A 24,728-nucleotide genomic window follows, 5' to 3' on the forward strand; every position below is an offset into this window, starting at 1 on the left:
TCCGCCCGGGCTCAGCAGGACGGGACCTTGTCGCCCTTCTCCAGGGCCCGGAGCGAGTCCACGGCGCCCTTCAGCGTGGTGACGGGGATCAGCCGCAGCCCCTCCGGCAGCTCGGCGCGGGCGTCGGAGCACTCCCCCTCCGGCACCAGGAAGACGGTGGCGCCGTCGCGCTTGGCGGCCTGGGTCTTCAGGGAGACCCCGCCGACCTCGCCGACCCTGCCGTCGGGGCTGATCGTGCCGGTACCGGCGACGCTCCGCCCGCCGGTGAGATCGCCGCCCGCGCCGTCGCCGTCGAGCTTGTCGACGATTCCGAGGGAGAACAGCAGTCCGGCGCTGGGCCCGCCGATGTCTTCGAGCCGGAGCTTCACCTTCACCTTGGCGGGATCCTCGCCGAGATAGCCGAGGGCGGCCTTGGCGGCGTCGTTCTGCGACTCCGTCATGGCCTCCAGGTTGATCTTCTCGACCTGCTTGTCGGACTTCCCGGCGGGATAGACGGCCTCCCGCGGAAGGACCGCCCGGTCCCCGCGGAACCAGCTGTCGGCGACCTCGTCCACACCGACATCGGTGGCGGGCCCGGTCGCATAGATGGTGGTCATCCGCAGCTCGCCGGTGGTCTTCCGGACGGGCGCGCCCTCGATGGTGATCACCGGGATGCCGTCCTGCTCGCCGAGGACATCGGCGGTGGACCCGGGCTGCGCGATCACGAACGGCAGCGGCGCGAACGCGGCGGCCACGAGCAGCCCGGCGACGGGCACGGCGCTGAGGAGCAGGGCGCGGGAGCGAGTCAGACGGGAGAGCACGGGCCCAATCTATCGGGGCGGACGGCGGTACGGTCCCGGACCGTACGGCTCCGGCGGACCCGGGCGCCGGGCGGGCGCGGACCCGCGGTGGCCCGCGGTGGCCCGCGGTGGCCCGCGGCAACGGTTACCGTCCGCCTCCGCGCCGCCCCACTGTCACGGGCCGCGGCCGGTACGGCTGCCGTCCGCTCCGGGCGTCCGCCCGGAGCGGCCCCGCGGCGGCGCCCCGCCGCGACGGGCGCCCGCCGTCTCGTCCGCCGCGCCGCCCGCTACCCCGCTACCCCGCTACCCCGCTACCGCAAGGCGTCCGCGACTTCCCGGGCCGCGTCGACCACCCGGGGCCCGACGCGCTCCGGTATGGAGTCGGAGAGCATCACCACCCCCACACTCCCCTCTATCCCGGTCACCCCGACCAGCGGAGCGGCGGCCCCGCTGGCCCCGGCCTCCAGCTCGCCGTGGGTCAGGATGTAGCCGGGCCCTTCGCCGGGCCCCTGCCGGGCGGCGAGTATCGCCTTGCCGGCGGCGCCCCGGTCGAGGGGATGGCGGAATCCGGCCCGGTAGGCGACGTGGTAGTCGGTCCAGGTCGGCTCGACGACGGCCACGGCCAGCGCCTCGGCGCCGTCGACGAGGGTCAGGTGCGCGGTGGCCCCGATGTCCTCGGCGAGCGCCCGCAGCGCGGGCATGGCTGCCTCGCGGACGAGCGGATGGACCTGCCGTCCGAGGCGCAGCACCCCGAGCCCGACCCTGGCGCGCCCGCCGAGATCACGGCGGACCAGCGCATGCTGTTCCAGGGTGGCGAGCAGGCGGTACACGACGGTGCGGTTGACTCCGAGCCGGGCGGACAGTTCGGTGACGGTCAGCCCGTGGTCGGTGTCGGCGAGCAGTTTGAGGACACGCAGTCCCCGGTCGAGCGTCTGGGAGGTCTCCGCGGTCACGAGGCCCTCTCCTTCGGAGTGAGTGACGGCGAAGCCCGCGGTTTGACGCGGCACCGTCCCGTTGGCGACGCACCGAGGACCCGCCGGCAGGCCATGGCACACCGGACGGGCTCCGCGGCTTCGCTGCCACGGGGCGCAAGATTGGTGAGCGGGACAGTATCGACCAGGTTCGCTCAGCGGAAGACCTCGTCCAGAATCCGGTCTGCGGAAGATGCGGGGAAGGTCAACGGAGCCCGGCCGCGGGGTATTTGCCGTACCGCCGGAGCCGTCACCGGAGGGTGATGTTCCGGAATTCCGCGGCGGTGGGCCCGGCCGGGCAGGGTCCGGGTGGGATCCGGGCAGACCGCTGCGACCTGGGAGAAGGTGCTCCCCGGGCGCCCGGGTGAGTGCGGACCTGCGCCGCCGTCCCGCGCCCGCACCTCGCCGTACGCCCCGGGATACACCACGGTCTGCGGCCCGGACCCGGCTCGGGCTCTCGGACCCGGGCCGGACCCGGCCCCGGCTCCAGGCCGGCTCAGACGAAGGGCGTCCCGGGTTCGAGCCCCGACAGCACCCTGCCGTACAGCTCCAGATTGGTGGCGGGGTTGACGAACGAGTGCAGGTTCAGCGCGTTCAGATCCCGGACGATCCGCTGGACCGGCGCCTCCCGGTGCAGCGAAGAGGCCCCGGAGGCGGATCCGATCAGATCACCGGCCTCCTTGCAGAGCCGCGCCAGATATCCCGCCTGGGCCCTGATCCGGACCCGCTCCTCCACCGTCCAGGGCTTGTCGTCGGCCGCCCTGGACTCGATGATCGCCACCAGGTCGGCGGTGAGCAGTTCCGCCGCGGAGACCTTCAGTTCGGCCTCGGCGAACTGGAGGTGCGTGGCCGCGGCCTCGTACTGGCGCTCGTAGAAGGAGTAGGTGATGCCCCGCCGGTGGATGCTCTCCCGGAACTCGGCGAGGGCCGCCCGCCCCAGGCCGAGGGCGCTCGCCGCCGTCCAGGCGCAGAACAGCAGCAGCACCGGCATCCGGTAGAACGGGTCGGTGTTGCTGCGCTGGGAGGGATACGCGCCGTCCAGCATCGGGCCCACCGGCAGCACCCGGTGCGCGGGCACCCGGACGTCCCGGGCGACGACGGTGTTGCTGCCGCTTCCGGCGAGCCCGGTGACGTCCCAGTCGTCGAGCACGTCGAGTTCGGCCATCGGGATCGCCAGCCACAGCAGCTCCGGCGGGCCGTCGCCCGTATCGGCCAGCGCGGTCAGGAGATGCCAGTCGGCGTGCCGGCAGCCGGTCGAGAAGGGGGACTTCCCGCTGACCGTGTAGCCGCCGCCGGGCGCCGGAACGGCCTTCGAGCCCGGGATCAGGGTGCCGCCGATCCGTACGTCGGGCCCGGTGAACATCTCGTCCTGGGCCTCGTCGGAGAAGAGCGCGGCGACGAACGCGGACCCGGCTTGGATCATCGCGGTGTACCCGGCGGATCCGCAGGCGGCGGAGACCTCGCTGAGCGCGTCGATCTGGGTCCGCAGCGGGGTCTGGTAGCCGCCGTAGTGGCGGGGCACGTTCATCCGCAGGACCCCGGCGCCGGTCAGCGCGTCGGCGACCTCCTCCGGCACCCGCCGCTGCCGCTCGGCGCGCGCGGCGTGCGAGCGGATGAGGGGGTGCAGCTCGCGCAGGCGTTCGAGGAGACCGGTGTCGGTGCGAGGGGCTGACGTACCGGACAAGGGACGACCTCCGGTCTCGGACCACGGGGAGACCCTCACCGTCGCTCCGATCCCGTCGGCTGTCAATGGCGCCCGGGTGCAAGGGAGTTGATGACCGTAGGCCGGGGGCCGGTCCGCCCGAACGCCCGGGAGCTGATCACCGCGGGCCGGAGGCGGGTCTACCCGAACGCACGGGAGCTGATCACCGCGGGCCGTGGGTCGGCCCGCCGTCCGAGGCCCCCGTTCACCCACCCGGCCCGGAGGGCCGCGGCGGCAGCCGGTTCGCGGGGGTGCCGAACCAGACCTCCGTACCGCCGGGGGTCACGGTCAGGCCGAACTCCGCCGTACCGGGACGCCCCGCCGCGGCCCACCACCGATGGGCACTGGCCAGTTCGTCCCAGAGGCGCCGCGGCCCGCTCTGGTGGACCGTGCTCTCCGCCCGGCCGTCGGCCAGGACGGCCGCGGCCCACGACAGGTCGGTCAGGCTGTAGAGCCAGACGCTGACGGCCGGTCCGCGCCGGTCGGTCAGCAGGGTGCACTCCCCCACCAGCAGGCCCGCGACGGCGGCGAACGGGTGCCGGAGCCGGTCGTCGAGCCCGAGTTCGGCGGCGGTCAGCGCGGTGGTGCCGGTGACGGCGTCGCCGGGGAAGCCGTGCGGCAGATAGGCGGCCTGGTCGACGCGGTGCCGCTGGGACCTGACCTTCATGAACTCCACGGCGCCCGTGAACGGCCCCGAGGCGCTCCGCCCGTCCCCGGCGACGACGAGTCTCACCAGCCGGTCCACATTGCTGTACCGGGTCCCCCAGGGGGCGACGATCAGCCCGCCCGGCCGGGTCTGCCGGACCCATGCCCAGGGCAGGTCGAGCACCCCGGCCGTGACGACGATCCGGTCGTACGGAGCCCGGTCCGGATGCCCGAGCAGCCCGTCCCCGGTGATCACCTCGGGCGCCGGGCCCAGCGCCGCGAGCCGGGCCCGGGCGGCCCCGGCCACGGCCGCGTCCACCTCCACGGTGACCACGTTCGCGGCGCCCAGCCGGTGCGCGAGAAGACCGGCGTTCCAGCCGGTGCCGGTGCCGATCTCCAGCACCCGGGCGCCCGGCCGGACGTCCAGGTCCCGGAGCATCCGGGCGACGACGCCCGGCATGGACGCCGACGACGTCGACAGCCGCCCCGGTCCGGCCCCCGCGGGGGCCCCGTCGTCCCACTGGGTGACGATCGGTACATCGGCGTCCGCGTACGCCTGCCAGGTGCCGGGGTCGTCGCTCCGCGACACCCGCGTACTGGTGCCGGTGTCCATGTCGTACGGCCAGATGGCGTCGGGCAGGAACGCGGACCGCGGCACGGCTTCGAAGGACGGGACCCAGCCGGGTGTCAGGGCTCCCGACGCGCGCAGCCCGCCGAGAACGTCCCGCCAGCCGGAGCCCGGCAGGGGCTGGTCCGTCACTTCCGGTGTTTGCCGTCCCCCTCGGGGGCGCTGCCGTCCGGGCTCGGCGGTTCCTGCGGCGGGGTCCACGGCTGGCCGGGGAGGTTCTCACCGCTCCCGCCGCCGTCGCCGCTGCCGCCGTCGCCACCGCTGCGGGTGATCAGTTCGGCCATCACGACCTCCAGGACTTCCGTACGTACCCAAAACGGACTGTAGGGGTCCAGGAAGGCGGCGGACAGCCCGAATTGAGCCTTTCGACGGATTCCCCGGGACATCACTCCCGCGGGTGACCGGAATCGTTCGACGGCCCGCGGCGCACCGGCACCCGGACCGGGACCGGCAGCGAGCAGGACACCCGCGCGGGCGCCGCCGGTCAGCGCATCCGGGTCGCCCACTCCTGGACCTTTTTGATCCGCTCGCGGATCTGGCCGGCCGTCGCCTCCGCGCTCGGCGGGCCGCCGCAGACCCGGCGCAGCTCGGTGTGGATCACCCCGTGCGGCTTCCCGCTCTGGTGGACATAGGCGGCCACCATGGTGTTCAGCTGCTTCCGCAGCTCCAGCAGCTCCTTGTGGGAGACCACCGGCCGCCGCTCGGCGGGCAGCTCCAGCAGATCCGCCTCGGTGTCCGGCTTCTTGCGGCTGTGGGCGATCTGCCGCGCCTGCCGCTTGTGGAGCAGCATCTGCACCTGGTCCGGCTCCAGGAGGCCGGGGATGCCGAGGTAGTCCTGCTCCTCTTCGCTGCCCGGGTGCGCCTGCATGCCGAACTCGGCGCCGTTGTACATCACCCGGTCGAAGACGGCGTCCGACTCCAGGGCTTCGAAGGAGAGCTGGTCCTGTTCGCCGGTGTCCTCGTCCTGGAGCTTGTTCGCCTCGTCCATCTCCTTCTCGGACTCGGCGTACGGGTCCTCCTCGCCGGTCTTCTTCGGCCGGTCGAGGACATGGTCCCGCTCCACCTCCATCTCGTTGGCGAAGCCGAGGAGCATGGGGATGGTCGGCAGGAACACGGACGCGGTCTCGCCGCGCCTGCGCGAACGCACGAAGCGCCCGACGGCCTGGGCGAAGAACAGCGGGGTGGAGATCGTGGTGGCGTACACCCCGACCGCGAGCCGGGGCACGTCGACGCCCTCGGACACCATCCGGACGGCGACCATCCAGCGGTCGGTGCTCTCGCTGTACTCGTCGATCCGCTTGGAGGCGCCCGCGTCGTCGGAGAGGACGACGGTCGCCTTCGTCCCGGTGATCTCCCGGATGAGCTTCGCGTACGCCCGCGCGGAGTCCTGGTCGGCGGCGATCACCAGCCCGCCCGCGTCCGGAATGGCCTTCCGGACCTCCGTCAGCCGCTGGTCCGCGGCGCGCAGCACGTTCGGCATCCACTCGCCGCGCGGGTCCAGCGCGGTCCGCCATGCCTGGGAGATCGCGTCCTTGGTCATCGGCTCGCCGAGCCGCGCCGCGATCTCGTCGCCGGCCTTGGTGCGCCAGCGCATGTTGCCGCTGTACGAGAGGAAGATGACGGGCCGCACGACGCCGTCGTTGAGGGCGTGCCCGTAGCCGTACGTGTAGTCGGCGGACGAGCGGCGGATGCCGTCGTTGCCCTCCTCGTAGGTGACGAAGGGGATGGGGTTGGTGTCCGACCGGAAGGGCGTACCGGTCAGGGCGAGCCGCCGGGTCGCCGGGTCGAACGCCTCCAGGCACGCCTCGCCCCACGACTTGGAGTCGCCCGCGTGGTGGATCTCGTCCAGGATGACCAGCGTCTTGCGCTGCTCGCAGCGGTTGCGGTGGAGCATGGGGCGGACCCCGACACCCGCGTAGGTCACGGCCACGCCGTGGTAGTCCTTGCTCAGCGGGCCCGCGCTGTAGTCCGGGTCCAGCCTGATCCCTATCCGCGCCGCCGCGGCCGCCCACTGCTTCTTCAGATGCTCGGTCGGCGCGACCACGGTCACCTGCTGGACCACATGGTGGTGGAGCAGCCAGGACGCGAGGGTGAGCGCGAAGGTGGTCTTGCCGGCGCCGGGGGTGGCGACGGCGAGGAAGTCCCGCGGCTGCTCCTGTACGTATCGGTCCATGGCCCCCTGCTGCCAGGCGCGCAGCTTGCCCGCGGTGCCCCAGGGGGCCCGGCCGGGAAAGGCGGGGGAAAGGTGGTGGGAGTGGGAGGCGGTAGTAGTCACGGTCTCCGTGCGGCGATTCGTCGGGGGCGGGCGGGCACGCGCTCCGGCGGCCGTCCGGCCCGGCGCCCTCGCGTCGTGCCGGTCCGCGCCCCGGGGCTCGGTATGACAACCGGGCCACCCTACCGGTGCCCCCGCCCCGTTCCGGGCCGGACGAGGCCGCGGCCTCGGGGGGTGCGACCTACTTCACACGGAACCCGGTCCGGCCGCGCCCTCGTACAGTTCCCGCAGCCGCCCGGCGATCGCGGCGACATCCGCGACGGCGCCCGAGGCCACGCCGACGACCAGGTCGTACGCCGCGTCCTGGTCGACGCCGCGCAGGTCCAGGCCGTTGAGGTCGAGGAAGACGGCGGCGCACAGCCAGGCCGTCCGCTTGTTGCCGTCGACCAGCGGATGGTTCACCGCGAGGCCGTGGAGCAGCGCGGCGGCCTTCTCGAACGGGCCGGGATACGCCTCGACGCCGTACATGCGCGCGGCGGGCCGGTGCACGGCGGAGCCGAGCAGTCCGGGCTCCCGTACGGCGACGGGTCCGCCGAATCCGATGGCGGCGAGGTCCGCGGCCTCCAGGTGGGTCAGATAGCGGGTCACGGTCACTCTCCCAGCCGCCGCAGCAGGTCCGCGTGGCGCTCCGCGTACTCGGCCCCGGTCCGCCGTACGGCCTCGCGGTCGGCGGCGGCCGCCCGCTCCAGATAGGCGTCGACCGCCTCGGCCACCAGCTCGCCCACCGGGCGGCCGGTGGCCTCGGCACGGACGGCGAGGGCTTCGTACTGGTCGTCCCGGAGCCGGAGGACGAGGTCGTTGGTCATGCCATGGACCGTACTGATCACCGCCCGGCACCGGTACCGGATTTCGGCACCCCCGCCGGAAGGTCGTTGCTACCGGGCCCGGTGAGGCGGGCGTCGATGTGCTGGGGGCAGGCATAGAGCGTGCGGGTACGGCCGCCGGGTGCCGGGACGTCCCGTATCGCGACGGGCGCGGCGGTGCTGCGGCCGCAGACGCAGCAGTCCTCGCGCCGGGCCGCCGGGGGCCCGGCGGACAGGGCGAGGAGGTGCACGCCGATGCCCCGGGGCGCGATGTAGAGGGTCCGGTTCCCCCGGTGGAGGAAGCGCGTCCGGAGCGGGGTCGCGGACTGCCGGGCGAAATGTCTCCGGGCCTGGGCCCGGGTGGGCCCGCCGAGGGGCCGGGTCCACGGGTCGGCGGGCCCGGGCGGCGCCCCGGGGCCGCGGACGGGCTTCGCCGGGCGGCCGGCCAGGCGACGGGCGATACGGGCGATCAGTGCGCGCACGGTGTCGGCTCCTCGAACGGCAGGGGTCCCGGCCCGGGGCGGGGGCGGCCGGACCGGGACCCGGTCTCAGGGGTGCTCGTCGCCCGGCCCGGGCGCGGTATCGCAGTCGCGGTGCGCATAGAGACAGGGCCGGGCCCCGGAGGCGGAGAAGCCGTCGAAGACTTCGTTCTCCTCGGTGGCCTCGACGGGGCGCCCGCAGCGGACGCACCAGTCCATCCGGGCCGGGGTGCTCACGACGCCCCCCGACCGGCGATACGCAGCAGCGCCTCCGCGACCCGGAGTGTCTTGTCCGCGGCCCGGCGCAGCCCGTCGGCGTGCTCGGGGCACCCGTATACGGGACGGTCGGAACCGGACGCGGTGGGCACGGACGCAACGCGCCGGGTGCCCTCGCGGATACCGCAGATCCTGCACACCGGGCCCGGAGCAGCGGGGTTCGCGCTCACGACGCCGCCCGAACAGAGGGGCGGCAGAGCACGGGGGTCGGGACGGCACTGCGGGGTGCCGCACTCGCAGAGCGGCCAGTCCAAGGCCGGACGGTTCGGCCGCTCCGGCACCTTGGTGCCTCGCTTCTCGGTCATGAGAACCATGAGACTGCCGTCAAGGAGGCGTTCCCAGGGGAATCAGGAGGGGGAAAAATCCGTCAAGGGGGAAACGGAGGGGGAAGTACCGGTGACGATGGGCCAACGTCGTCGGACGATGGGCCTCACTCATGCCGCCAGCCGAGTCTTTCGGAGAGCTGTTACGCCGCCTCCGCGTCGAAGCCTCACGTACCCAGGAGGAACAGGCTGAGGTCGTCAACGCGGTCTCCGGCCGCGGCACACTGACACGGCGCGAGATCAGTCGCTACGAGAACAACGAGAACATCCCGACGAACCACACCGTCGCACACATCGCGATCGCCTGCGGTGTGTCATCCGATTACCTCCGGAAAGAAGCGGCCGACGCCCGTGAACGGCGGCGGAGAAGGGGAGAAGGGAGGGAGGAGGAGGAGGCGGATGACATGAAGCGACGTACGGTGTTGGAAGGGGCGATTCTCGGGGCCTCGGCAGCTTCCGCCGCTGAGCCATGGCAACGGCTGGCCCATGCGCTTGGGCGTGGCAGACGTCTCGACGCTCAGGCAGCCGGCGAGCTGAAGTCGCGTTCAGATGCGCTCCATATCAGTGAGTTGCAGCTCAGCGCCGATCAGCTGAGAAGCCAGGTGGAGGCTCACCTGGACGCGATTACCGCGGCTCTTCCCAGGGCCGGGGAGCATGAAAAGACTCTTGTCATTGCCGCGGGGGAAACCGCGGCCTTGGCCGGGTGGCTGGCCTGGGACCTGGGCGACCACGGCACTGCACGCGCCTACTACCGCGTCACGGCGGACTGCGCCGAGACCGCCGGGCATCCTCCGCTCCGTGCTCTGGCACTCGGCTACGCCAGCTACGGCGCGGCTGATCCCACCCAGGCCATCGAACTGCTCACCCTAGCCGCGGAGAATGTCAGGGGGCCGGGCTCGGCGACAGCGGCAACATGGCTCCATGCCAGGCACGCAGAGGAGGCGGCCGCCATCGGCGACACCACGGCCGCGCTGCGCGCTCTCGACCGGGCACAGACCGCATACGACTACGCCGACTACTCCGCCGAACAGTCCTGGGTCCGGTTCATGAGTCCGGCCCGCGTGGACTCGCTGGTTCTCTCCGTCTACGGGCGTCTTGCCCACCCGGAGTTGACCGACACGGTCAGCGCCGCCACGGATCGGCTGGGCACCGACCGGTCCGAGGCCGGAGTGGTCATTCTGGGAGACATCGCGGCAGCACTGCTTCAAAGTGGTGATCAGGAGAGGGGGGTTCATGTGGCGGCGGATTTCGCTGCGGCAGCGGCTGCCCGACCCAACACCATGGGACGGCACCGGGCACTGACGATCATGAGCAGGCTGCCTGCTCGGGAAAGAGACCTCGCGGAGCACTTCCGCGTTCTCGCGTCCTGAGCGGCGGCCCGTACCGGGAGCGGCCCGGTACGAGCTGCCCCACCCGCGAGGTCACCGGTCGGCGGTCTCCTCCGCCACCCACCGCAGGTACGCCTCCGATCCCCCGTCCACCGGCAGCACAATCCACTGCGGTACTTCGTACGCGTGCACCGACGCCACCCACGCCGCCAGCGCGGGCAGCCGGTCACGAGTCGTCTTGTACGAGATCCGCCACTCCCGCTCGACCTGAATCTCGTTCTTCCAGTGGTAAATCGCCTTGTGCGGTGGGTCGATATGCACACCGGCAGCGAGCCGGGCCTCCACCGCGCCCCGCGCCAGCGCCTCCGCCTTGCCCTCGTCGTCGATAGTGGTCTGCGCGACCACGATGTCCGTCGGCACGTCCGCTCCCTCCTCCGTCAGGGACAACGACCCTACCCAGACCGAGAACGGGGATTCGCAGGGCACGAATCGGCGCACCGAGCGTTCGGCGCACCCGCGCTACCGTCCCCATGATGACTTCGACGCAGCGCGCCCAGGAGAAAGCCGTCCGCGATGTCTGCCGCCGTGCCGGGCTGTCCACCGCCGGGCTGGGGCTGATCCGGCGGCACGCCACCGGGGTCTATCTACTGCCCGCTGAAGGCGCGGTGGCACGGGTGCGTCCAGTGAGCGAGTCGGTGGCCGCCCTCATGCTCTCCGAACTGCTGCGGTGGCTGATCGGCCTGGGCTATCCGGCGGTCGAACCGCTGACCGAACCGCTGCCGCCGAACTCAGGCACCGGCTCGACACCCTGAGGTCGGGCCGCCACGATGCCCGGTGGGGCCGACATTGAAAGCAGCTCTCCGAACAGTCGGCCCTGAACGCATCGTCGGCGCCGTGCCTCCTGCCGACCGCGGAGGCACTGGAGGAGAAGGAGACTGATGTGGACCGCAGGGAGCTCATCAGTGCCGGAGCGGGCGTTTTCGCGGGTGCGATGGTCCCGGGAGAGGCCTCGGCCCAGGAGGGCCGCCGGGTCGGGCAGGCCGATGCCGAGCGGCTCCGGCTCGCACTCGAGGATCTCCGGAGGCTCGACGACTACTCGGGCGGCGGGGTGACCTACCCGCTGGCGGTAAGGACGGCCCGGCAAATCGAGAACGTCCTCAGCAGGGCCGTCTACAGGGACGAAGTGGGGCGGCGGATGCTGGAGGTGCTCGCCGAAACGCATCAGCTCACTTCCTGGGTGGCCTTCGACTCGGGCAGGCTGGGTGAGGCCAGACGACTGGCCGAGCGGGCGTCGACGGCAGCGCATCAGGCGGGCAACCGGGTCCTCGCCGCTTCGGCGCTCTCCGAGCTGTCCTATCTGACGGCATCGGGACCGCAGCCGCGCGAAGCGGTGCAGATGGCCCGCGCCTCCCTGGCCCTGGCACCGCAGGACGCGCTCCCCGCCGCCCGCGTCCTCCTCGCGGACCGGCTCGCCTGGGCGTGCGCACGTACCGGCGACGCCCAGGGCGTCGACCGGGCCCTGGGGCTCTCCGAGGACTGCCACAACCGCCGGGACTCCGGCACGGAGCATGAACCGGACTGGGTGTACTGGATCAACCGCGAGGAGTCCCGGATCATGGCCGGGCGCTGCTGGGCCGAACTGCGCGAACACCGCCGCGCCCTGCCGGTGCTGGAAGGCATCGAGATGCCGTACGACGACACCCACTCCCGCGAAGTCGCGCTCTTCGCCTGCTGGCTGGCAGGCTCCTACATCGACGCGGGCGACATCGACCGCGCGGTGGCCTCGGCAACCCGCGCGGTCACCCTGGTCAAGGGCACCGACTCCCCACGCACCGACGACTGGGTCAGCGGAGTGCTCGACCGTCTGAAGGTCCACCACCGGGCACCTGGTGTCCAGGACCTCCTGGCGTCCTGGCCGGCCTGATCGTCCTGGGGTATGTCACAGACATCCGCCAGGACGCCAGGAGGCCGGCCTCAACCGCCCGGGGCAGGCCCGCTCACTTCCGCCAGAACAGGTGGTGCGTCACACCGCTCGGGCTCGGTACGACGTCCAGGTGGAACCGGTCGGTCAGCTCTTCGGGTGACTCCCAGAGCTTCAGTCCTGATCCGAGCTTCACCGGCGAGACCACCACATGCAGGGTGTCGACGAGGTCCGCGTCGAGGAACTCGCGGATGGTGCTGACCCCGCCGCCGAGGCGGACGTCCCGGCCCCCGGCCGCCTCCCGGGCCCGGGCCAGAACCGTGGCGGGGTCACCGGAGACGAAGTGGAACGTGGTGTCCGAGAGGGTGAACGACGGGCGCGGGTGGTGGGTCATGACGAACACCGGGGTACGGAACGGGGGCTCGTCACCCCACCAGCCGCGCCACTCGTCGTCCTGCCAGGGCCCGCGCTGGGGCCCGAACTTGTTGCGGCCCATGATCTCGGCGCCGATATCGCGCGCGTAATCCCGGGTGAAGTAGTCGTCGAGGCCCCGGCTCCCGCCGGGCTCCGTGCGCATGGGCCAGCTCGCGGTGGCCCCGGCCCAGGCAAAGAGCCGTTCGGGGTGCGGCAGCCCGAACGGGCATTCCAGGGTCTGGTCCGGACCGGCGGCGATACCGTCGGCCGAGACATTGAAGTTCTGGACCCGCAGCAACTGGGACATGTGTTCCTCCCGTGGTGTCGGACAACACCGGTGAGACTGCCCCGGGCGGGCAAACTCATCGGTCCGCCGCGCCGAGCCACGGGCCGGGCCGTTTCCGGCCCTGCCGCCCGCCCCCGCGGTCAGCGCGGCACGCCCGCCGTCAGACGGAAGACCACATTGGACGTCGCCCGTCTGATCCGCGACTTGGTGAGGGTGCTCGCCTTGACCGTCTTGAGGGCGTAGCCGTCGTCGTCGACCAGCAGCAGCGGCCAGTGGAAGGTGCCGGCCATGAAGACCGTGCCGCCGCCGTCGTGTTCCGTCACGGCGGTGTGCTGGACCTTCGTCTTCGCCTGCTTGGAGTCCTCGTAGCGGGAGTCCGCGAGCAGGGTCCGGCGGCCCCGGGGCTGCGGCGAGTGGATGTCGTAGCAGTCCGCCTCCACCCCGACCATATGGGGGAGCTGCTCGCCGTCCTTCACCCCGGTGCCGCGCCACAGCCAGTGCCCCGGCTGCCGGACCACCAGCGGTGTCGGCTTCTTCACGATGCCGCTGAACTGGATTCCCAGCAGCCGCTGCTCGGCCAGCGCCCGGTCCGGGAGGACCGACCGCCAGATGGTGGTGGCGCCGGACTCCCCCGCCCCCGGGTCGGGGGCGGTCTTGTAGCAGGCCACCAGCCGGTTCGGGCGGCCCGTCGCGGACCGCTCCAGCCGGATGTGGAAGTACACGTTGTTCGCGCCGAGGAAGGCGAGGTTGCGGCCCGCGGCGACGGCCCGGTCCGCCGCGTCGTACATCTGCTTCGACCAGTACTCGTCATGGCCGGGGAAGAACACCGCGCGGTACCGGGCCGGGTCCACCGCGCCGTCGTGCAGGTCGACGCTGCTCGCGTACGTGATGTCGTAGCCCATCTGCTCCGCCCAGCGGACGAACGCGGTGTCCATGTTGAACCAGGTCGGCGCGCCCGAGCCCGCGTAGGGCCGGTCGAACGAGACCTTCAGGGAGCGGCTCGCCGCACCCCCGGCCCCACCGCCGGGAAGGTAGCCGCCGTAGAGGTTCTTGCCGGTCTTCCCGTCCTTCGGCCACATGTTGTACGCCTGGTACGTGGTGAACGGGATCACGCACAGCAGCGCGGACGCCCGCTGCGGCTCGCGCACCACGAACGGGGTGCTGCTGCGGTAGCCGTCGTCCGTCGTGAACACGGCCTGGTAGAGCCCGGAACGCCAGCTCGTGGGGACGGTGATGCCCCAGGAACGCGTCCAGGCACAGGAGACGGCACCGGTCTCCGGGTCCGTCCGGGGCGCCGCCTGCCTGCGGCCCGTCAGGACCGGACTGGTGGTCATCAGCCGGGCGCCCTTGCCCCCGTAGTAACCGATCCGGAACACCGAGATCCGGTACGTCCGGGCGCTGCGCACCGAGATATGGAAGTCCACCACCTCGCCGTGCCCCGCCGAGGTGGTGGAGGTGTACCCCATGATGTGGCCGTAGGTGTCCGTGGACGCCTTGCCGATGCCCTGGTCCGGTATCCAGGCCCGGGACCCCGCCGCGCGGTTCTCGTCGGCGATGCTCCGGACCTGCACCGTCCCCGCCGTCGGGACCCTGGTGTAGGCCGCGGGCTCGACCCTGGTGAGCCGGGTGGTCGCTTCCGCGGCGGCCGCCCGGTCCGGGCGCAGCACCTTCTCGCGCAGGGCGTGCGCGCCGAGCGCGGTACCGGCGGTGGCGAGGGCGATCAGGGACAGCACCGACCGGCGCGGGGGTCTCGACGACATGGGGTCCTCCTGTGGGTTACAGAGGTATGAGCGCTGAGGGGCCCGGAGGGTTGCACCGGATATCTGATCGGAAAACAGGAGATCGACCGGACTGTCCGGTGGAAGGAGCGGATAAGGCCGCGGAGGGGCGGGCGAATCCGCTCTCCCGGCCGCGACACCGGCCGCGACACCGGGCGTGGCACGGGGCGTGGCACGGGGCGTGATACCGGCATTGACACCGGCCGCTTTCGCGGCCTCGGTAGGGTCGGTGGCCCGCGTTTCCCGATCAGGAGGAGACAGACATGACGGCGGACATCGTGGTCGCCCAGACCACTGTCGACGACGAGGGCAGGGCCGAGACCCTGGCGCTGGGCGCGGTGGAGGCGCGCCTCGCGGCCTGCGCGCATATCGATCCACCGGTGAAGGCGGTCTACCGCTGGGAGGGCGCGGTCCAGGTCGAGAAGGAGTGGCGGATCTCGTACAAGACGTCGCGGGACCGGCTGCCCGCGCTGGCGGAGTGGGTCGCCGCCGGGCATCCGTACTCCGTGCCGGAGTGGATCGTCCTGCCGGTGGACGGCGGCTCGGAGCCGTATCTCGCCTGGGTGGCGGAGGAGAGCACTCCGCCGCAGGGCGCGGAGTGACCCCGGCCGCGGGCGGGGCGGTCCCGCCGGAGGGCGCGGCCGCGGGCGGTGGGGCCGTACCACCGGGGGCCGTTGTTCTGGAGCGTCTCGACGGCCCGGCGGCCGCCCGGGCCGAGGACGCGTTCCGGCTCGTCTACACCGAGGTGTTCGCGGAGCCGCCGTACGGCGAGACCGACGCCGACGTGGCCGTCGCGTTCGAGCGCTTCCGGCCCCGGACCGGCGAGCCCGGTTTCCGGGGCGCCCTGGCCAGGACCGCGCGGGGCGAACCGGTGGGGATCGCGTACGGCTGGGCGCTGCCGCCGGAAACGGACTGGTGGGACCGGCTGGCCGAGCCCGTCGACGAGGAGACCCGACGCGAGGACGGCCACCGCACCTTCGGGCTGATGGAGCTGGCGGTACGCGGCCGGTGGCGCGGGCACGGCACGGCCCGGCGGCTCCACGACAGCCTGCTCGACGGCCTCGGGGCGGAGCGGGTCCTGCTGAACGTGCTTCCCGCGGCCGGCGCCGCCGCGGCCGCCTACCGCTCCTGGGGGTACCGCAGGATCGCGGAGTTCCGGCCCGCGGACGGGACGGACTCCTACGACCTGATGATGCTGCGGCTCCGCTGAGCCCGGCCCCGGCGGGCAACCGCCTGGCGGGGGGCGGGGTCCTGGGCCGGGCGCGGGCGGAATCCCGCACCGAAGCCGGAGCCGGACCCGGGGCGGGCCGGACCCGGAGCCGAGCCGGAATCGGGGCGGGCACCCGCGACGCCGGGCCGGACCGGAACCGGGAGCAGGCGGATTCCGGCGCCGAAGCCGGAACGGGACGGGAGCCGGGGCCCGGGGCCCGGGGCCCTGGCCCTACGCCGGGGCTCCCGGCCCGGCCGGGGCCGGTGCCGCCGGGGCCGGGACCTTCAGCCGGGTCGTGACCCAGGCGCCCGCCAGTGCCACCAGCGCCATCGGGACGAAGACCACCGCGAACGCCGCCGGGTGGGAGCCTCCCGAGGACGCGGCCGCCGTCGCATGGTGGCCCACCGCGCCGCCGCCGAGGGCCGCGAACGCCGCGCCGCCCGCCGCGAGCAGCATGATGTTGGAGAGGCCGTCGGAGATCTGGAGGGCCGCGGAGTTGGCCCCGGCCTCCTCGGGCGCGGAGAGCTTCAGCAGCATGACGCTGGTCGACGCGATGACCATGCCCATACCGAAGCAGCCGATCGCCCAGGTCACCGCGAGCGCCCAGACCGGGACGGCGTCGATGAGCACGGTCGGGGCGGCGGCGATCGCGAGACCGCAGAGCACCATCCCGCCGGCCATCAGCTTCTCGCGGTACGGCTCCATCCGCGGCCGGGACTGGAGGAACGAGCCCAGGGCCCAGGTCAGCCCGCCCGCGGCCAGGGAGAAGCCCGCCATCGTCGGGGAGAGTCCGCGCTGGGTCACCAGCATCAGCGGGATAAACGATTCGGCAGCGATGAACGAGCCCGCCGCCAGACCGCGCAGCAGCACCACGGACGGCAGTCCGCGCGCCGCCCGGTAGGTGCCCTTGGGCAGCAGCCCCAGGACCGAGGGCACCAGCAGTGCCGCGCCCGCGGCGGCCGGCAGCAGGGAGAGCCAGACCAGGTCCTGCGCCGCGTACTGGAGCAGTCCGGCGCCCAGCGAGATGCCCAGCGCCAGCCGGATCCGGCGGCGGTCGAACGGCGGCCGGGCCGCCTTCCGGCCGGCCGGGGCCGCCGTATCCGCCGGGCCCGCCGGGCCCGCCGGGCCCGAGGTCATCCGCCGGATCGCCGGCAGCGCGAGGGCCAGCGGGAAGACCACCAGCGCCGGGATACCGAGGAACACCCACCGCCAGCCGAGCTGCTCGGTCACCGTGCCGGAGGCCAGCGGGCCCACGATCGACGGGATGATCCAGCTGGCCGCGAAGGCCGCGAGGATCTTGGGCCGCAGATGCTCGGGGTACGCCCGCCCGATGACCACGTACAGCGCCACGATCACCAGTCCGCCGCCCAGGCCCTGGACGGCCCGGCCCAGGATGAACAGCCACATGGCGGTCGCCGTCCCGGAGAGCACCAGTCCGACGGCGAAGGCCGCGATTCCGGTCGCCAGCGGCCGCAGCGGGCCGTCCCGGTCGGCCCACTGCCCGGCCACCACCATGCCCAGCAGGCTGGTCGTGAAGTAGGACGAGAAGGCGAAGGCGTACACCTCGACGCCGTTCAGCTCCCGGGCCGCCACCGGCATCGCCGTGCCCACGGCGGTCGCCTCGAAGGCGATCAGCAGCACCACGGCGATGATGCCGATGCTGAGGGCCCGGTACGTACGGCTGAGCACGCCGTCCCCGGCGTCGGCGACCGGTGCGCCCGGCCCGCCAGGACCGGTGTCCCGGACGGCCGCGGGACCCTCCGGAGCAGGGGATATGACAGGACCTGCGGGCTGCTGGGCGGCCTCCGGGCCACGGGGTTCGACGGTGCTCATCAGCCCAGGGTAAGTGCCATAGGCAACTATGAAACCTGTCGCGGGTCGGGGATCGTTCTGGTCCCTTCGGCCTACGACTGTGAACGGAGCATGGCGGTCGTGTTGCGGGGGCCCCGACTCCCTTGGCCCGTACGGCCGCTGGGCCCTACGGTCGTGACCAGAGGGAAAGCCCGGCCGGGAGAAGCACAGGTGAAACCCGGCGGGGAAAACTCACGACCGTGTACCCGAGAGGTTCAGGGACTCGTCTGCAAAACGAGTTACGCCGGTTCGATTCCGGTCACGGTCTCGGTCCGTCCCGCCTTCGGGCGGGCGACCCATGGCAGCGCCCATGGCAACAGGGAACGGGTCCGGCCGTCCTCCTCCGGCGGAAGGGGGGCGGCCGGACTCGTGGCATGTCCGGGCCGGGCCGGAGCCGTACACACCGATCACGGCGGGTACGCGGGCCACCGGCCCCCGCAGACGGCCCCCGGTAGGCGGGTACGCGATCACGGCGGGCCCCCGGCACGGCGTCCGCGCGACCCCGGGCACCCGGCCCTCTCAGACCCGCGCCTCCGGCAGCCCCGCCAGGATCGCGTCCACGGTCTCCGCCACGGTCAGACCGCCGGAGTCCAGCCAGAGGCCGATCCGCGGTGTCTCCTTCCGCAGCAGCTCGTCCATGCCCTCCGGGGTCCAGCCCAGGCCGTAGCCGGTCTTCGGGCGGGCCGCCTCCCGGGCCGCCACCGCCGCCGGGGCGGGCGCCAGCACCACCACGTACAGCGGCCGGGTGCGGACGAGGGAGACGAACGCGGGCAGCTCCGCACCGATCACGATGTCCTGGACGACCGCGGTCCAGCCCGCTTCCGCGTAGAGGTCGGCCGCGCTCGCCGAGATCCGGTGCCGGAGCCGGAGCTGTTCCAGCACCCGGGCCCGGTCCGCCTCGTCGGCGCTCATCTCCGCCTGCCCGGACACCATCATCCGGCGGAAGGCATCCCCGCGGACATGCGCGGACCGGGGCAGGCGTTCGGCCAGCGCCTGGGCGACGGTGGACTTCCCGGCGGCCATGATGCCGGTGACAAGGACGACGGAAGAGCCGGGATCCACGGGGCCGGTGGGGGTGAGGGGGGTGGTGTGATCGGTCATACGCCGACGCTAGGCGCGCCGGACGCCCCCGCTCCACCGAATTCCCGCGGGGGGCTCCGGAGAACGCACCGGGTGGGTGCCGGGGGGCGCGCCCGGTGTGTGCCGGGGTGCCGTCCGAAGGACCCGGCGGACAGGACCGGCGGAGAGGACCCGGACCCCGGCCTGCGCCGGGCTGCCGCTCGCCGGGGAAGGCTCCCGGGGCCCGGCCCCGGCATCACATATGCGCGACCGCCGCCTGGGGGCGGATCGGCAGACGGTTCACCGGGCGGCCGGTCGCCGCCCGTACCGCCGCCGCGACCGCCGCGGGCGAGGTCACCACCGGCACCGCGCTCGCGGGCTTCGCCCCGAAGGAGGCGACGACGTCCCGCTCCTCCACCAGCTTCACGATCCGGATGTCCGGCGCGTCCAGCGCGGTCGGCAGGGCGTAGCCGGTCAGATCGGGGCGGCGGACGACACCGCGGTTGGTGCGGAGGTTCTCGGTGAGGGCGGTACCGACCCCGAGGGTGATGCCCGCTTCGATCCGGACGGCGAGCTGCGCCGGGTTGAGGATCCGGCCGACGTCCTGGGCGACGGCCATCTCGACGACCCGGACCGCGCCGAGTTCGATGTCGACGTCGACGACCGCGCGGACCGCGCAGAAGGCGAGGCCGACGAAGGCGTCGCCCTGGCCGGTCTCGTCGAGCGGCTCGGTGGGGTGCGGCCGGCACTGCGCGGTCGCCCACAGCTCCTTGCCGTCGAGGGCCTCGGCGACGGACACCGAGAGCACCCCGTCGTACGAGGTGATCTTGCCGTCGGCGATCTGGAGCAGCTCCGTGGACATCCCGAACTGGTGCGCCAGCGGCTGGAGGAGCTGGGTGCGGACCATCTTGGCGGCCCGCTCCACCGCACCGCCCGAGACCCAGGTGTGCCGCCCGTGGCAGGCGGCGCCCGCCGGGGGCTGGTCGGTGTCGACGGAGGCCACGTGGACCTCGTCGATACCCAGGGTCTCCTGGACGATCTGGCGGGCGAGGGTGGTGAAACCGGAGCCGGTCTCGACGGCCGCGCAGATAACGGTAGCGACGCCGTCCTGGACCTTGACGGTGGCGGTGGACACCTCGTCGGTGCCCTCCGCGCCGAGCATATGGACCATGCCGATGGCATAGCCCACGCCCCGCCGTACGGCAGCCGGTTCGCCCGCGCCCTCGGGGCCGCCGGGCAGCAGCCAGTCGTCCTCGGGCGAATCCTTCGGCAGCGGCGGGAGGGGATGGTCCCGGACGGCTTCGAGCAGTTCGGCGACGGGCGCGGGGCAGGTGACGGTCTGGCCGGTGGGGAGGATGTCGCCGGTGGCCAGGACATTGCGCAGCCGGATATCGGTGGGGTCCATGCCCAGCTTGTTCGCCAGCTTGTCCATCTGCGCCTCGTAGGCGGCGCAGACCTGCATGGCGCCCTCGCCGCGGACATGGCCGGACGGCGGGTTGTTGGTGCGGACCGCCCAGCCCTCGATAAAGGCGTGCGGGACGACGTACGGACCGCAGGCGAAGGCGACGGCGGCGGCCAGCGACTCGGACGAGGAGTCGGCGTAGGCACCCGCGTCCAGCAGCAGTTGCGCCTCGACCTTGACCAGCCGGCCCTCGGCGTCGGCGTGGTGCCGGTAGCGGAGCAGGGTGGGATGGCGGTGGGCGTGCCCGAGGAAGGACTCCTCGCGGGTGGCGGCCAGTTTCACCGGGCAGCCGGTGCGCAGCGCCAGCAGGCCGAGCGGCAGCTGGAAGCCGGGGTCCTCGCGGTCGGAGGTGGCGCCGGGCACCCCGGTGACGACGATCTTGACCCGGTCGGGCTCCAGGCCGAAGCAGGCGGCGGCCAGATCGCGGTCGGTGTGCGGGTCGGTGGAGGCGACGTACAGCTCGACGCCCCCGTCGGGGCGGGGCACCGCGAGCCCGGCCTCGGCGCCGATGGGCGCGGGGTCCTGGCGGCCGATGCGGTAGAGGCCCTCGACGACGACCTCGCCGGTGACATCGGGGTCGCCGTAGCGCAGCGGGATATGCCGGATCAGATTGCCGTCGGGGTGCAGCGGCTCGGCCTCGAAGGCGAGTTCGGGGTCGGTGACCGGCTCCAGCACCTCGTACTCGACGGCGATGGCGGCGGCGGCCAGCCGGGCGGTGTCCGGATGGTCGGCGGCGACGGCGGCGATGGCCTCGCCGTGGTGGCGGACCAGTTCGGCGGCGAAGACCGGCCGGTCGGCGATCCGGCGGCCGTAGGCGGTGTCACCCGGGATATCGCGGTGGGTGATCACGGCCCGGACGCCCTTCATCCGCTCCGCGGCCGAGGTGTCGACGGAGGTGATGCGGGCGTGCGGGTGCGGCGAGCGCAGGATCGCCGCCCAGAGCAGGCCCTCGGCCCAGAGGTCGGAGGCGTACGGGAAGGTGCCCTCGGTCTTGGCGCGCGCGTCGGCCGGCGGCAGGGACGTGCCGAGGCCGTGGGGCTGCGGTCCGGGGACGGGCCCGGGGACCGTACCCGCCCGGGGCGTCGCGGTGGTGGTCGCGGTGGCGTCGCTGGTCACGCCATGCCTCCGTCATGGGGGTGGGGCTGCACACTACCCGCACCGGGAGGCGCCTGGTGCGGAATACGGGCTTCCGGGCCGGGGCCCTCCGCCGGGTGTCCGGCGTCCTCCGCCACCGCGGCGCTCGCCTCGCGCTCGGCGACGACCTGGCGCACGGCGTCCAGCACTCCGCGGTAGCCGGAGCAGCGGCAGAGATTGCCGCAGAGCGCCTGCCGGGTCTCCAGTTCGGTGGGGTGGTGATTGCCCTCCAGCAGATCGTGGACGGTCATCGCCATACCGGGGATACAGAAGCCGCACTGGACGGCCCGCCGCTCGGCCAGCGCCCGCTGGACGTCGGAGGGTTCGCCGTCGGCGGCCAGGCCCTCGACCGTACGGACCTCGGTACCGGCCGCGGTCGCGGCGGGCACCAGGCAGGAGGCCACCAGCCGGCCGTCGACCTGGACGTTGCAGGCACCGCACTCGCCCTGGGAGCAGCCGTCCTTGGCACCGGCCAGGCCGAGGCGCTCACGGAGGACGTAGAGCAGGGACTCGCCGATCCACGCGTCGGTGACGGGCCGGTCGGTGCCGTTGACGCGCAGGACGTACGAGGTCGGCGGGTGCTCCTCGAAGACGGGCGCGGGAACGGCCTCGGCATCGTCCTCCGGCTCGGATTCGGGGCCGGACCCGGACTCGACTTCGGGACCGGATTCGAGGCCGGATTCGGGGCCGGATTCGGGGCCGGGCTGCGGTTCGGGCAGTGCCTCGGACTCGGGCCCGGTCCCGGCGTCGGGCCCGGCCTCGGGACCGGATTCCGGTTCCGCTTCCGTTTCCGGTTCTGATTCCGGGAGGGAGGCTTCCGGTTCCGCTCCGGGCGGCGCGGCGGCGGGCGGGCCGGGTTCGGACGCCGGCTCGGCCTCCGGCCCGGCGACTCCGGCGGCTTCGGCGGCCTGCGGATGGGCCGGGTGCTCCACCGGCCGCTCGACGGCGGGCGCGGCGGCCTGCGCCGGAGCGGGGTGCCCGGCGGAATGCCCGGCCTGTCCGGCGGCGGGGGCGCTGTGCCCGGTGAGGTCGGCGGGGTCGGCGAGTTCGGCGTGATCGGGGTGGCTCGGGTGGCCGGCGTGGTCAGGGTGGCCGGTGGGTCCCGCGCCCCCGGGACCGGCGGCGTGGCCGGGGTGCCCGGTGTGCTCGGCCGGAGGCGCGTGCTCCACCGGCGGGGCATATCCGGCCGCGGCGTGTTCGACCCCTTCGGGGTGCCGCTGCGGCGGCTCCGCCGCCCACGGCGCGGGGGCGCCGCCGGGGAGCGTCGCGGGCGCTCCGGCCGCCCAGGGCGCGCCGGAGCCGCCCGGCAGGGTCTCCGGGTGCGCGGTCCCCGCGGCGGCCCCGTGGACCTCCTGGGACGGCGCGTGCGGCGCCTGCGGGGCGTGCCACTGCTGCCCCTGGAGCATCGCGGGCGTGTACTCGCCGGTCTCCTCGGGGATATCGCCGCGGGCGACCGGGATGGTCCACTGCCCGGTGATATCGGTGGCGGGCCCGCCGCCCGGCTGCTCCGGGGCGTCCGGGAAGATCCACTGGCCGGTGGCGTGCGGATCGTGCGGACGCTGCGGCTCGTCGGTGTAGGGCGCGGCCGGCTCGGGCCAGCCGCCGTGGGGCTGCCCCGGCGCCTGATGGTGGCCATGGCCCTCGGCGAGGGCGTCCGGCGGCACCTGGGGGTCGGCGACCGGCGTCAGCGGAAGGATCATCGGCGGCACATAGCCGTGGCCCGGCGCCTCCAGGGGCGCGGCGTGCAGCGCGTCCTCCGGGGGCAGTTGGACGAACGCGGTCGCCTCGTGGTCGAACGCGCCCTGGGGCATGGGCTGCCAGCCGCCGTGCCCGGTCTGCTGCGGGTGCGGATACTGCGGGTGGTGGCCCTGAAGGCCCTGCTGCCCCGGGTGCTCGCGGTGCTCGTGCTCCGCCGACTGCCCGGTGCCCGGCGCCCGGCCGCCGCCGGTGTCGGCCGTATGGGCCGTATTGCCGGTGTGCCCGGTGTTTCCCGTATTGCCGTTGGTGCCGTTCACGACAGCGCCCTCCCCAGTGCACGCCGGGCCAGCGCGGCGACCGTGCGCCGCAGATGCAGTACGGCGGGTGGCAGCACCTGCTGCTCCTCGCCCTCGGCGGCCGGTTCCGGATCCGGGATGCAGGCCGCGGCGACGTACTCGCCGAACGCCGCCAGCGCCTCGGCCGCCAGCCCGCGCTCGCCGTCCCAGTCGATCAGGGACGCGATCCACCGCTCGGCCTCCAGCGGGCGCAGCGGCATCGGCGCGATGGCGCCGACGGCGCAGCGCACCCCGCGCCGCTGCGGATCGAGGACGACCGCGACCGACGCGGTCGCCCGGCCCGGACCGGTGCGCCCGGTGGCCTTCAGGAAGACCTGCGGCGCATGCAGCAGCGGTACCCGTACATAGCCGATGAGTTCGGCGGGACCCAGCAGGTCGCGGCCCGCGAGCAGATGGGCGACGGGGGTCTCCCGGCGGACCCCGCCGGGGCCCGCGATGATCAGCTCGGCCTCCAGGGCGGCGAGCACGGGCAGGGTGTCCCCGGTGGGCGCGGCGGAGGCGATATTGCCGCCCAGCGTGCCCGCGTTGCGGATCTGCGGCGGTCCGGCCGCGCGCGCGGACGCCGCGAGCGCGGGGATGAGCGCGGCGAAGTCGGGCCGTCCCATCCGCGCGTGGGTGAGTCCGGCGCCGAGGAGCGCGTGTCCGCCGTCCTGGTAGCGCCAGCTCCGGATCTCGCTGATCCGGCCGAGGCCGACGAGCCCCGCGGGCCGCAACTGGCCCCGGTTGACGGCGGCCATGAGGTCGGTGCCGCCCGCCACCGGTACGGCCGCGGGCATGTCCGACAGTGCCGCCACGGCTTCGTCGAGCGAACCCGGCAGCGTCACCGACTGCGCTGTCCGCGGTGCGTGCGTGGTCACCTAGCTGCCCCTTCCCGGTGTACCGGCGTCCCGCCTGTGTTGCCGTACCGTACGTGCTCACAGCCCGGACGTGGCAACTCTGGCACATCTTCCGGACCGACCGGCGGGAGGGTCCACGAAGGACCCGTCCACGACAGATGCCACCTTTACTACCCCGATGCACCCCTTTCACCCGCGCCATCCGGCATCCCCCGAGGAGCCCGAAATGGCGTGGCACGCCCGTCAGTACCCGAATCGCACGGTCCCGGTGGAGACCTCCCGGTCCGGCCCCGCCCCGGCGGCCGGGACCGGGGCGCCGCCGGACCCGGGGGCGGGGCGCCGCCGGACCCGGGGGCGGGGCGCCGCCGGGCGCGTAGCCGGCCGTCGTACCGGCGCGGCCGGGTCCGTACGCGACCGTTGCACGGGCCCCGGGGCGGTAGGTACGAAACCGGCGGGCCGGTGCGCAGGACGGCTGGATCCGGCCGTACGGCGGTGGCCGCGCGCAGGGGGCCCGCAC

Annotated in this window: 24 protein-coding genes and 1 tRNA gene; 6 read left to right on the forward strand and 19 right to left on the reverse strand. The window is 73.7% G+C overall.

Going from position 1 to position 24,728, the window contains the following annotated elements; translation table 11 throughout:
* Window positions 1–11: 11 nt before the first annotated feature.
* The 11 genes from ACWDR0_RS05175 to ACWDR0_RS05225 form a co-directional block, all read right to left on the reverse strand.
* Window positions 12–800 carry a YlbL family protein gene (locus ACWDR0_RS05175; protein ID WP_456350245.1) on the reverse strand — a complete coding sequence of 263 codons (789 nt, stop codon included), beginning with the start codon at window positions 798–800 and terminating at the stop codon, window positions 12–14.
* A 290-nt stretch (window positions 801–1,090) separates the two neighbouring features.
* Window positions 1,091–1,732 carry an IclR family transcriptional regulator gene (locus ACWDR0_RS05180; RefSeq protein WP_456350246.1) on the reverse strand — a complete coding sequence of 214 codons (642 nt, stop codon included), beginning with the start codon at window positions 1,730–1,732 and terminating at the stop codon, window positions 1,091–1,093.
* Between the two features lie 514 nt (window positions 1,733–2,246).
* Window positions 2,247–3,434, reverse strand: coding sequence for an acyl-CoA dehydrogenase family protein (locus ACWDR0_RS05185; RefSeq protein ID WP_456350247.1), 1,188 nt, complete (start codon window positions 3,432–3,434; stop codon window positions 2,247–2,249).
* A 223-nt stretch (window positions 3,435–3,657) separates the two neighbouring features.
* A complete protein-coding gene (locus tag ACWDR0_RS05190) occupies window positions 3,658–4,857 on the reverse strand; it encodes a methyltransferase domain-containing protein (RefSeq protein ID WP_456350248.1) in 1,200 nt (399 codons plus the stop codon).
* The gene (locus tag ACWDR0_RS05195; protein ID WP_456350249.1) at window positions 4,854–5,009 is read right to left on the reverse strand and encodes a hypothetical protein; all 156 of its coding nucleotides are present in this window, start codon (window positions 5,007–5,009) and stop codon (window positions 4,854–4,856) included. Before ACWDR0_RS05195 ends, ACWDR0_RS05190 begins: the two co-directional genes overlap by 4 nt.
* A 200-nt stretch (window positions 5,010–5,209) precedes the next feature.
* Window positions 5,210–7,000, reverse strand: coding sequence for a DEAD/DEAH box helicase (locus tag ACWDR0_RS05200; protein ID WP_456350250.1), 1,791 nt, complete (start codon window positions 6,998–7,000; stop codon window positions 5,210–5,212).
* Window positions 7,001–7,183: 183 nt separating this feature from the next.
* Window positions 7,184–7,585 carry a type II toxin-antitoxin system death-on-curing family toxin gene (locus ACWDR0_RS05205; protein ID WP_456350251.1) on the reverse strand — a complete coding sequence of 134 codons (402 nt, stop codon included), beginning with the start codon at window positions 7,583–7,585 and terminating at the stop codon, window positions 7,184–7,186.
* 2 nt (window positions 7,586–7,587) lie between these two features.
* Window positions 7,588–7,803, reverse strand: coding sequence for a CopG family transcriptional regulator (locus tag ACWDR0_RS05210; RefSeq protein WP_456350252.1), 216 nt, complete (start codon window positions 7,801–7,803; stop codon window positions 7,588–7,590).
* Window positions 7,804–7,820: 17 nt separating this feature from the next.
* Complete coding sequence (locus ACWDR0_RS05215; protein ID WP_456350253.1) at window positions 7,821–8,282, reverse strand: hypothetical protein; 462 nt, start codon at window positions 8,280–8,282, stop codon at window positions 7,821–7,823.
* Between the two features lie 66 nt (window positions 8,283–8,348).
* Window positions 8,349–8,516 (reverse strand): hypothetical protein, encoded by a 168-nt coding sequence (locus ACWDR0_RS05220; RefSeq protein WP_456350254.1) that lies wholly within the window; start codon window positions 8,514–8,516, stop codon window positions 8,349–8,351.
* The gene (locus ACWDR0_RS05225; protein ID WP_456350255.1) at window positions 8,513–8,860 is read right to left on the reverse strand and encodes a hypothetical protein; all 348 of its coding nucleotides are present in this window, start codon (window positions 8,858–8,860) and stop codon (window positions 8,513–8,515) included. Before ACWDR0_RS05225 ends, ACWDR0_RS05220 begins: the two co-directional genes overlap by 4 nt.
* A 131-nt stretch (window positions 8,861–8,991) precedes the next feature.
* Here ACWDR0_RS05225 and ACWDR0_RS05230 point away from each other — a divergent pair, with 131 nt between their 5' ends.
* On the forward strand, window positions 8,992–10,248 hold the full coding sequence (locus ACWDR0_RS05230; protein ID WP_456350256.1) for a helix-turn-helix domain-containing protein: 1,257 nt from the start codon (window positions 8,992–8,994) through the stop codon (window positions 10,246–10,248).
* A gap of 51 nt (window positions 10,249–10,299) precedes the next feature.
* On the opposite strand, the gene cutA (ACWDR0_RS05235) is transcribed toward ACWDR0_RS05230, so the two are convergent.
* Entirely contained in the window at window positions 10,300–10,626 is a 327-nt protein-coding gene (gene cutA / locus ACWDR0_RS05235; protein ID WP_456350257.1) for a divalent-cation tolerance protein CutA, read from the reverse strand.
* Between the two features lie 113 nt (window positions 10,627–10,739).
* Between cutA (ACWDR0_RS05235) and ACWDR0_RS05240 the strand changes: the two genes are divergently transcribed.
* Together ACWDR0_RS05240 and ACWDR0_RS05245 are read left to right on the forward strand one after the other, a co-directional pair.
* Window positions 10,740–11,018, forward strand: a complete 279-nt coding sequence (locus ACWDR0_RS05240) for a hypothetical protein (protein WP_456350258.1) — start codon at window positions 10,740–10,742, stop codon at window positions 11,016–11,018.
* 128 nt (window positions 11,019–11,146) lie between these two features.
* Entirely contained in the window at window positions 11,147–12,130 is a 984-nt protein-coding gene (locus ACWDR0_RS05245) for a helix-turn-helix domain-containing protein (RefSeq protein WP_456350259.1), read from the forward strand.
* A 73-nt stretch (window positions 12,131–12,203) separates the two neighbouring features.
* Here the strand turns inward: ACWDR0_RS05245 and ACWDR0_RS05250 are convergent, their stop codons facing one another.
* Together ACWDR0_RS05250 and ACWDR0_RS05255 are read right to left on the reverse strand one after the other, a co-directional pair.
* A complete protein-coding gene (locus tag ACWDR0_RS05250) occupies window positions 12,204–12,848 on the reverse strand; it encodes a dihydrofolate reductase family protein (protein ID WP_456350260.1) in 645 nt (214 codons plus the stop codon).
* 119 nt (window positions 12,849–12,967) lie between these two features.
* A complete protein-coding gene (locus ACWDR0_RS05255) occupies window positions 12,968–14,587 on the reverse strand; it encodes a N,N-dimethylformamidase beta subunit family domain-containing protein (RefSeq protein ID WP_456350261.1) in 1,620 nt (539 codons plus the stop codon).
* Window positions 14,588–14,868: 281 nt separating this feature from the next.
* Between ACWDR0_RS05255 and cutA (ACWDR0_RS05260) the strand changes: the two genes are divergently transcribed.
* Both cutA (ACWDR0_RS05260) and ACWDR0_RS05265 read left to right on the forward strand, forming a co-directional pair.
* Window positions 14,869–15,207 (forward strand): divalent-cation tolerance protein CutA, encoded by a 339-nt coding sequence (gene cutA / locus ACWDR0_RS05260; RefSeq protein ID WP_456350262.1) that lies wholly within the window; start codon window positions 14,869–14,871, stop codon window positions 15,205–15,207.
* A 77-nt stretch (window positions 15,208–15,284) separates the two neighbouring features.
* A complete protein-coding gene (locus ACWDR0_RS05265; RefSeq protein ID WP_456350301.1) occupies window positions 15,285–15,815 on the forward strand; it encodes a GNAT family N-acetyltransferase in 531 nt (176 codons plus the stop codon).
* Window positions 15,816–16,046: 231 nt separating this feature from the next.
* On the opposite strand, the gene ACWDR0_RS05270 is transcribed toward ACWDR0_RS05265, so the two are convergent.
* On the reverse strand, window positions 16,047–17,648 hold the full coding sequence (locus tag ACWDR0_RS05270) for an MFS transporter (RefSeq protein ID WP_456350263.1): 1,602 nt from the start codon (window positions 17,646–17,648) through the stop codon (window positions 16,047–16,049).
* A 214-nt stretch (window positions 17,649–17,862) separates the two neighbouring features.
* Between ACWDR0_RS05270 and ACWDR0_RS05275 the strand changes: the two genes are divergently transcribed.
* A tRNA-Cys gene (locus ACWDR0_RS05275) sits at window positions 17,863–17,934 on the forward strand.
* A 251-nt stretch (window positions 17,935–18,185) separates the two neighbouring features.
* On the opposite strand, the gene ACWDR0_RS05280 is transcribed toward ACWDR0_RS05275, so the two are convergent.
* From ACWDR0_RS05280 to ACWDR0_RS05295, 4 genes are all read right to left on the reverse strand, one after another.
* Window positions 18,186–18,767, reverse strand: coding sequence for an AAA family ATPase (locus ACWDR0_RS05280; RefSeq protein WP_456350264.1), 582 nt, complete (start codon window positions 18,765–18,767; stop codon window positions 18,186–18,188).
* 214 nt (window positions 18,768–18,981) lie between these two features.
* Window positions 18,982–21,303, reverse strand: a complete 2,322-nt coding sequence (locus ACWDR0_RS05285) for a xanthine dehydrogenase family protein molybdopterin-binding subunit (protein ID WP_456350265.1) — start codon at window positions 21,301–21,303, stop codon at window positions 18,982–18,984.
* Complete coding sequence (locus ACWDR0_RS05290) at window positions 21,300–23,336, reverse strand: 2Fe-2S iron-sulfur cluster-binding protein (protein ID WP_456350266.1); 2,037 nt, start codon at window positions 23,334–23,336, stop codon at window positions 21,300–21,302. The genes ACWDR0_RS05285 and ACWDR0_RS05290 overlap by 4 nt, the downstream gene beginning before the upstream one ends.
* Window positions 23,333–24,232: an FAD binding domain-containing protein gene (locus ACWDR0_RS05295; RefSeq protein ID WP_456350267.1), complete on the reverse strand. Its 900-nt coding sequence runs from the start codon at window positions 24,230–24,232 to the stop codon at window positions 23,333–23,335. Before ACWDR0_RS05295 ends, ACWDR0_RS05290 begins: the two co-directional genes overlap by 4 nt.
* Between the last annotated feature and the right edge of the window lie 496 nt (window positions 24,233–24,728).

It is taken from the genome of Streptomyces sp. NPDC003691, from assembly GCF_053981115.1.